Source organism: Nostoc sp. ChiVER01 (assembly GCF_034531155.1).
Taxonomy (GTDB): domain Bacteria; phylum Cyanobacteriota; class Cyanobacteriia; order Cyanobacteriales; family Nostocaceae; genus Nostoc.
Map to the genome: position 1 here is coordinate 25,656 of NZ_JAVRBS010000041.1, position 8,936 is coordinate 34,591.

Annotated in this window: 7 protein-coding genes; 5 read left to right on the plus strand and 2 right to left on the minus strand. The window is 41.7% G+C overall.

Going from position 1 to position 8,936, the window contains the following annotated elements; genetic code table 11:
* Positions 1–71: 71 nt before the first annotated feature.
* The gene (gene hemL, locus RMY00_RS33005; RefSeq protein ID WP_322651578.1) at positions 72–1,376 is read left to right on the plus strand and encodes a glutamate-1-semialdehyde 2,1-aminomutase; all 1,305 of its coding nucleotides are present in this window, start codon (positions 72–74) and stop codon (positions 1,374–1,376) included.
* A gap of 265 nt (positions 1,377–1,641) precedes the next feature.
* Here hemL and RMY00_RS33010 read toward each other — a convergent pair whose 3' ends face one another.
* On the minus strand, positions 1,642–2,475 hold the full coding sequence (locus RMY00_RS33010; protein WP_322651579.1) for a fasciclin domain-containing protein: 834 nt from the start codon (positions 2,473–2,475) through the stop codon (positions 1,642–1,644).
* Positions 2,476–3,199: 724 nt separating this feature from the next.
* Between RMY00_RS33010 and RMY00_RS33015 the strand changes: the two genes are divergently transcribed.
* The 4 genes from RMY00_RS33015 to RMY00_RS33030 all read left to right on the plus strand — a co-directional run bounded on the left by RMY00_RS33015 (position 3,200) and on the right by RMY00_RS33030 (position 7,831).
* On the plus strand, positions 3,200–3,994 hold the full coding sequence (locus RMY00_RS33015) for a glutathione S-transferase family protein (protein ID WP_322651580.1): 795 nt from the start codon (positions 3,200–3,202) through the stop codon (positions 3,992–3,994).
* Positions 3,995–4,081: 87 nt separating this feature from the next.
* On the plus strand, positions 4,082–5,809 hold the full coding sequence (locus RMY00_RS33020; protein ID WP_322651601.1) for an ATP-binding protein: 1,728 nt from the start codon (positions 4,082–4,084) through the stop codon (positions 5,807–5,809).
* Positions 5,810–6,368: 559 nt separating this feature from the next.
* Complete coding sequence (locus tag RMY00_RS33025; RefSeq protein WP_190731209.1) at positions 6,369–7,352, plus strand: RNA polymerase sigma factor, RpoD/SigA family; 984 nt, start codon at positions 6,369–6,371, stop codon at positions 7,350–7,352.
* A gap of 209 nt (positions 7,353–7,561) precedes the next feature.
* Positions 7,562–7,831 (plus strand): type II toxin-antitoxin system ParD family antitoxin, encoded by a 270-nt coding sequence (locus RMY00_RS33030; RefSeq protein WP_322651581.1) that lies wholly within the window; start codon positions 7,562–7,564, stop codon positions 7,829–7,831.
* 562 nt (positions 7,832–8,393) lie between these two features.
* Here the strand turns inward: RMY00_RS33030 and RMY00_RS33035 are convergent.
* A partial coding sequence (locus RMY00_RS33035) for a tetratricopeptide repeat-containing protein (protein WP_322651582.1) occupies positions 8,394–8,936 on the minus strand: 543 nt, incomplete at its 5' end.

Below are 8,936 nucleotides of genomic sequence, written 5' to 3' on the forward strand. Positions count from 1 at the left end.
TAGAAATTCTGAGTAGTTTTTGAAACTATCCTAAGATAGAGCTTTTTATTGCCCACTGTTAGGAGAGAACCTTGGTAAATACCACAATTAAAACAACAAAATCACAAGAAATCTTCGCTGCTGCTCAAAACCTCATGCCCGGAGGAGTCAGTTCTCCGGTTCGTGCCTTTAAGTCTGTGGGCGGACAACCCATCGTTTTTGATCGTGTTAAAGGCGCATATATTTGGGATGTAGATGGCAACCAATATATAGATTATGTAGGTACTTGGGGGCCAGCGATTTGCGGTCATGCTCATCCAGAAGTAATTGCAGCTTTGCATGAAGCTTTAGAAAAAGGCACGAGTTTCGGCGCTCCCTCAGTCCTAGAAAATGTTTTGGCAGAAATGGTTATCGATGCCGTTCCTAGCATCGAAATGGTTAGATTTGTTAACTCTGGAACTGAAGCCTGCATGGGAGTTTTGCGACTTATGCGGGCTTTCACAAAAAGAGACAAAATCATCAAGTTTGAAGGCTGCTATCACGGACATGCCGATACGTTTCTAGTAAAGGCGGGTTCTGGTGTTGCTACACTTGGCTTGCCAGACTCCCCAGGAGTTCCAAAATCGGCAACTAGCACCACTCTCACTGCGCCTTTTAATGACTTAGAATCCGTCAAAGCCTTGTTTAAAGAAAACCGTGACGAGATTGCTGGTGTAATTCTTGAGCCAGTTGTCGGTAATGCTGGATTTATTGCACCTGACGCTGGCTTCCTAGAAGGATTACGAGAACTGACTCACGAACATGGAGCATTATTGGTATTTGACGAAGTGATGACAGGCTTCCGTATTGCTTACGGTGGCGCTCAGGAAAAATTTGGTGTTACTCCCGACTTAACGACTTTGGGTAAAGTAATTGGTGGTGGGTTGCCAGTAGGAGCTTATGGCGGTCGCCGAGATATTATGTCAATGGTTGCCCCCGCCGGCCCCGTATATCAAGCTGGCACTCTTTCTGGTAATCCTTTGGCGATGACTGCTGGTATTAAGACTTTAGAATTGCTGCAAAAGCCAGGTACTTACGAGTATCTTGAGCGGATTACTAAGAAGTTAGCAGATGGTTTACTGCAAATTGCCAAAGAAACTGGTCATGCGGCTTGCGGTGGTCAAATCAGCGCCATGTTTGGCTTATTCTTTACCTCTGGCCCAGTTCATAACTACGAAGATGCCAAAAACTCTGATACAGCCAAATTTGGACGTTTCCATCGGGGGATGTTAGAGCGTGGTGTTTACTTAGCACCTTCTCAATTTGAAGCTGGGTTTACATCTTTTGCTCACACTGAAGAAGACATTGAGCAGACTTTAGCAGTTGCACGGGATGTAATGTCTAGCCTTGCGAACTAAAGGTGCGTAGTCTGTCAGTTTTGTAATTGAGGGGTAAATAAGTTTGTAGTAAAGATTTTAGTCCTTGTTTTTTAAGCACTAAAGTGCTTACTACAAACCCTCAAAACTCGCTTGACAGACTACCAATGGTCTGTACCATAAGTTCTGATTATTAGTTTATTTGTTACCAAAACCCTGTAGAGACGCGAAATTTCGCGTCTCTACAATCCCGCAAAATTAATGGGACAGACCACTAATCTGCTCTAGTTGTACTGATATCTCAAAACTACAAGTCAGGAGGCAAAATTACCTGATCGATTGCGTGGATTACACCATTAGTGCCTGTGATATCTGCCTGTGTCACTTTAGCATCATTGACAGTTACACCGGTGGTAGGATCAACTTTAACGTTGATTGCGCCACCTTCAAGGCTTTTAACTTCACCAGATTTCAAATCGGTGGACAATACCTTACCAGGTACTACATGGTAAGTTAAAATCTTGATCAATACTTCTTTGTTAGCTGGTTTTAACAATTCTTGCAAAGCATCTTGTGGCAACTTAGCAAAAGCTGCATCAGTAGGCGCAAAAATGGTAAAGTTATCTTTGCCTTGCAAAGTTCCAGTCAACCCTGCTGCTTTCAAAGCCTTAGTTAAGGTTGTAAAGGAAGCGTTTGACTCTGCCAAACCTAACAAGTTTTTACCTTGATTGCCGCTTGCTCCTGGTGCTGATGGAGTTGGAGCAGGTGTTTGAGAGGGTTGAGTTCCTGGGGTAGGAGGTAGGGGGCGGGGTGGAACTTCACCAGGTGTAACACTACTACCACCACGATTATAGGGTGGCTCGTTGAAAATACTTGGTCTAGGATTTGTTACACTACCTTTCTGTGCTACTTGCTTACGTTTGGTATTGCCCTTTTCTATTTCGGAAGCAGCTTCAACAGGTGTGTATTGAGTGTTGACTTGAAGACGTTGACCCTTATTATAGGGGGCTTCGTTAAAAATACTGGGGTTAGGATTTAGTGCTTCTTTAGCTTCAGATGGTAAAGTAATAACCAGGCTGAAACTACTAAATCCTGCTATGCCTGCCAACGTGATCAGCAATTTGCTGTAATTTGTCTTCATAAATTTTGTTTGTTTTTTTGTTCACACATTACATAAAGATTTATAACATTTTGCTATACACAAAATCTAACCTAAGAGCGAAGAAAAATTTTGTCCCAGAAGAGTTTGTGCCGATCAGGTAAAATATCAAACTCGGCTTGCGCTAAGAATTATGAAATATATTTAGCATATATTTTATATGATGATTATATTTTTTCCCTCATATCAAAAAGAGTTAAAAAGCCTCCTAGCTGTAGAGTGAACTTTCAGAAAGTATGAAAATCTCACATCTACAAGGTATGAGTTAAAATAAGTTAGCATCAGTATTTTATTTAACTAAGAGTAAAATTATATACAATTATACGCAAGAAAATAGGTGATTAAAAAGTACTGAACCCCATAAGTAATAAGGGGATATCTCTGAATTAAACATTGATTATTCAACAAAAGCACAGAAATTAATTACCTAGATATCTAACTTAGTCTAAACAGTGGCAAAAATTAAAGTAACTGCTGAAGACCTACAACTGAGCGGTTAAATTTATCTATGTATGCTAAATTTAATTATTTAATATTTTAATCAGAAAATAATGCTTTTTAATTCGATGATTTTGCTAAAAATCAGGCATAAGTTCAACCAAAATCTCAATTAGATAGCCAAAAAGTAAATAATGTAAAGAAAAATTACTTTAACTAAAGATACAATTGTAAAGTTAAGAAGTTGACCAGTTATAAGGTATACAACATGCTGGAATTATACCAATGGGAACTATCTCAATACTCAGAGAAAGTGCGCCTAATTCTAGATTTTAAAGGACTAGATTACCGCAAAATAGAGGTTACGCCTGGGATTGGACAGGTAGAACTATTCCGGCTGACTGGTCAGAAACAAGTCCCGGTATTAAAGGATCGTAATAGATATATTGCGGATTCTACGGAAATAGCTAAGTATTTAGACTTAGAGTATCCCGATCGCCCAATAATACCGCAAGATCCCAAAAAACGGGGTTTAACTTTATTAATAGAAGAATGGGCGGATGAGTCTATAGGCATCAAAGGTCGCAAAGCACTATTTGCAGCCATAAGTCAAGACCAAAATTTCCGCAAGTCTTTATTACCTACCTCAACACCAGATATATTTAAAAGTCTGGTTGAAGGAGTACCCACTGACTTCCTGTCAGTATTGGGTTTTGGGGTAGGTTATAGTCCAGATGTGATAAAGTCAGCGATCGCATCTTTAAAACAAGACTTGGAAGCGCTAACGTTATTATTGGCAGATAGTCCTTATTTAACAGGAGATGAGCCGACTTTAGCTGACTTGGCAGTAGCTGGTTTATCGATATTGCTCAAGTTCCCCCCTGGCCCCTATCTGGATTTACCAGCTTCTATTAGAGGTAAAGGATTACCAATCTTTTCCGAGAATATAGATTATGAACCATTCTTTACCTGGCGCGATCGCCTTTACGCCCAATTCCGCAAACCATTAATCAGTACCACTCCCCCAACAGGAAGTGCGCCAACTTCGATTCAGATTGACTAGGTAATGGGCATTGGGCATTGGGCATTGGGCATTGGGTATGGAGGAAAATAACTAATGACTAATGACAAATGACAAATGACTAATCAGATGAATTCAGCACAGCCATTAGGTTCGGTCATTCAAGGTTCTCTAACTGAAGGCTTAGAAGTACGATTGCATCCCGACATTTCTGTAGAAGATATGCGGGTGGGTAAATTTCTTATTGTGCAAGGGATGCGATCGCGCTTTTTTTGTATGCTGACAGATGTAGCATTGGGGGCTGCTAATGCCCGAATTATTGCTAATCCCCCTAATTGGGAAGACACCTTTTTACGAGATGTTTTAGCCGGAAGTGGTACTTATGGTACTATCAACCTCGCACCGATGTTGATGTTCACTCCCGAATCGGAAGAATCTTTCTCTCCAACAAATGGCACGACAAATCCCTTTCTCTCATCGGTGACAGGTTTGGCTTCATTTGTGCCACAAACCAGCACTACAATGGAATTGTTGCCTGTTAAAACTATTCCTAGCCACTTTAGCCAAGTTTACGATGCAAGTGTTGACGATTTTCGCCGGGTGTTTGGTTGGGAAGATGACCCCCAAAGGCGTAATTTTTCCATCGGTAAACCTTTAGATATGGATGTGCCCGTTTGCATCGATTTAAACCGCTTCGTGGAACGGAGTAATGGGGTTTTTGGAAAATCTGGTACTGGTAAATCCTTCCTAACACGGTTACTTTTAGCTGGCGTTATCCGTAAAAGTGCAGCAGTAAACTTGATTTTTGATATGCACTCTGAGTATGGCTGGGAAGCCGTCGCAGAAGGGAAGAACGTAAATACAGTTAAAGGTTTAAAACAATTATTTCCTAGCAAGGTAGAAGTTTACACCCTCGACCCAGAATCGACAAAGCGCCGGGGTGTGCGTGATGCTCAAGAACTCTATTTGAGTTATGAGCAAATTGAAGTTGAAGATATTAAGTTATGTAGCCGAGATTTAGGACTCTCTGACGCAGCTTTGGATAATGCCAATATTCTGTATAGCGAGTTTGGCAAGTCTTGGATTGTCCAGTTGCTGAACATGACTAACGAAGAAATCGAGATGTTCTGCGAGGAGAAGCGCGGACACAAAGGCTCGATTATGGCATTGCAGCGCAAACTCTTGCGGATGGATAGCTTGAAGTATATGCGAGCAGTTTGCCCCCAAAATTACATTAGTAAAATTGTTCAGTGTCTGGAAGCTGGGAAGAATGTTGTGATAGAATTTGGTTCCCAGTCTAATATGCTCTCTTATATGTTGGTGACGAATATGATCACCCGACGTATCCACGAGCATTACGTCAAAAAGGCAGATAAATTCCTGCAAAGCAAGAACCCGAACGATCGCCCCACGCCATTGATGATTACTATTGAAGAGGCGCACCGTTTCCTTGACCCGGCTATCGTACAAAGTACTATCTTTGGGACTATCGCTAGGGAACTGCGAAAGTATTTCGTCACACTTTTGGTAGTTGATCAACGTCCATCGGGTATTGATAATGAAGTCATGTCCCAGATTGGGACTCGGATTACCGCTTTGCTTAATGATGAAAAAGACATTGACGCGATTTTTACGGGTGTATCTGGTGGTGGCGGACTGCGATCGGTATTGGCAAAGTTAGACTCTAAGCAACAAGCTTTAATTTTGGGTCATGCTGTTCCTATGCCAGTAGTAGTACGTACCCGTCCTTACGACGCAACTTTTTACGAAGAAATTGGTGAACCAGCCTGGGAAGAAAAACCTGACGCAGAAGTATTTGCTGCTGCTGAACTAGCCAAGGCTGACCTGGGATTCTAGATAGTCATTGGTCATTTGTTATTTTCCCAATGCCCTATGTCCAATGCCCCATGCCCAATTCGTAACATCCCTCCATTATCGCAAGAAATTAAGTTCGGTTATCCGGCTAGTTTTGGGCAACAGAAGAGAGGTTTTTAGCGTCACTATAGATATAGTCAGTAATTTCAAGGAAGTTTATTTTTTTTTGGCAAATCGGCAATTTTGAATTATAATTAAAGATTTTATCTTAAAATACTTTACTATTTGCCTGATTTATCGTACTATAAAGTAAATGGAACTCATACCGACTTCGGATTTCCAGTTGCTATTAGCAACTGCCTAAAAGAAGAATTCTCCAAAACAACCAACGTGCTTATATAGAAATTGAAAATTTAAGAGATTGAAAATTTAGGGAAGGTAGGGGAACCTATTATTGGGAGTTTACGTCTCAACAACGGCTAGGTCAATTGATAATTACTTTTGATAGCTCCCGATATTTCGTGATAGATGTACTACCTTTCTCCACCGAATTTAGTAAGAAAATATACATTGTGTTTACGGAGTAGAGGATAACACATCAATGCCTACTGTCAACACCCAAACGGAAAACCTCAATACCAAATTCACGGCTGATATGGTGCGAACCTATCTGCGAGAAATTGGTCGTGTACCACTGCTAACCCGTGAACAAGAGATTGTCTATGGAAAGCAGGTGCAACAAATGATGAAGTTCATCGACGCCAAAGAAGCTTTAGCGAAGAAACTGCACCGCGAACCGGATATGTCAGAATGGGCTGACCACGTTCAACAATCGGAAACTGAGATCCAACAAACGGTAGCGCAAGGTAAGCGGGCGAAGCAAAAAATGATCGAAGCGAATTTGCGCTTGGTCGTTGCTATTGCTAAAAAGTACCAAAAGCGGAATATGGAGTTTCTGGATTTAATCCAGGAAGGAACACTAGGATTAGAGAGAGGTGTAGAGAAATTTGACCCAATGAGGGGTTATAAGTTCTCAACTTACGCTTACTGGTGGATTCGCCAAGCAATTACCCGTGCGATCGCTCAACAAGGTCGTACCATCCGCTTACCAATCCACATTACCGAAAAACTGAATAAAATCAAGAAAGTGCAGCGCGAATTAGCTCAAACTTTGGGGCGATCGCCTACTCCAGCCGAAATTGCTAAAGAACTGGAAATAGAACCTGCTCAGATCCGCGAGTACCTGAACATGGCACGTCAACCAGTCTCTTTGGATGTTAAAGTTGGCGATAACCAGGATACTGAGTTGCAAGAAATGCTCGAAGATGATGGCCCGTCACCAGAGTATTACACCAACCAGGAATTCTTACGCCAAGACTTGAACAACCTCCTAGCAGAACTAACTCCGCAACAGCGACAAGTTTTAGCCCTGCGTTTTGGTTTAGAAGATGGTAACGAAATGTCATTGGCGAAAGTGGGTGAGAGATTGAATCTCAGCCGTGAACGCGTCCGTCAGTTAGAGCATCAAGCTTTGGCTCATCTGCGTCGCCGTCGTGCCAATGTTAAAGAATACGTTGCTAGTTAAAATGAGAGACGCGAAATGCCGCGTCTTTCCACCACCTTGGTGATGCGCCTCCTGAATTCAGGGGGCTATTTTTTTATGGTGATAACCCAATTACGCTAGGTCGAATGCGATCGCATTGTCACCGGATGTAAGCCTATCATTAAATTACCAAAATCCGGCAAGACTCTAAAATAGGAGCATAAAGGCACATACTATGGTAAATAGTATATATGAATATTTCCTTTACTCCAGAATTAGAGCAATTTATCCAAAGTCAAGTTGCCAGTGGTAAGTATGCCTCCACAGAGGAAGTGATTGTTGCGGGTATTAAACTGCTGGAGGAAACTGAATCTATTTATAAGGGTAGATTTGATGAATTGCGACGAGAAATCATGGTTGGGGTAGAAGCTTCGGAACGTGGGGAAGTTATTGACGGAGAAACGGTTTTTCATCAACTAGAACAGAAGCTACAGCAGCGTCGTCAGCAGACTGGTGAATGAGCAATATTTGTAGATTTACTGCTCCTGCAAGTCGGGATATTGAAAGCATTATTGATTATGTTGCTGACAACAGTAGTTTTGATGCTGTGAACTTTTACCTTTGTTACGTAGCTTTCCTGTAGATGATTATCTGATTTTCTATCGTGCGATGTCTACGACGGGCTACGCCTACGCAAGCAAGCTTTCGGTTCAATGATATACCAAAATGAATGCGTGAATTACTCAAATGAGAAAACATTCAGGCAATTGAAAAAGTAAAAGCTGCTTTTGTTTGTGGAAAACACTAAAATGCGAAATCAAAAGCTGCTTTTGAAGAAGTAAAAGCTGCTTTTGTTTGCGGAAAACACCAAAATGCGAAATTAAAAGCTGCTTTTGAAAAAGCAAAAGCTGCTTTTGTTTGTGGAAAACACTAAAATGCGAAATCAAAAGCTGCTTTTGAAGAAGTAAAAGCTTCTTTTGAGTAAGCAATCAAGCATTTTTACTTAATTTAATATGAATTTTAGTTTAGACGAATCGCGTGTCTAAGTTTTAGGATGGTACACTTTGCCGAAAAGTCAAAATTTTACTGTGGTGCGGAGAGGCGATGCCTGCGGCGGGCTTCGCCTACGCGAAGATATGCTAAATTGTCACGAGTAGTAACAGTATTAGGATGATTTACCCCTAACTGTCGCTCAAGAATATCCAAAGCTTGCAGGTACAGAAGTTCGGCTTCGCTGTATCTGCCTTGGGATTCGTAGAGATTAGCTAAGTTGTTGAGGCTAGCGGCGACATCTGGATGTTCATCACCCAGCAGTTGACGCTTGAGTGCCAAAGCTTGGATGAAAAGGGGTTCGGCTTCGCTGTATCTGCCTTGAGAGTAGTAGAGTAATGCTAAGTTGTTGAGGCTAGCGGCGACATTAGGATGTTCATCACCCAGCAGTTGACGCCTGAGTGCCAAAGCCTGGATGAAAAGGGGTTCGGCTTCGCTGTATCTGCCTTGGGAGTTGTAGAGATTAGCTAAGTTGTTAAGGCTAGTGGCGACATCTGGATGTTCATCACCCAGCAGTTGACGCCTGAGTACCAAAGCTTGGATGAAAAGGGGTTCGGCTTCGCTGTATCTGCCTTG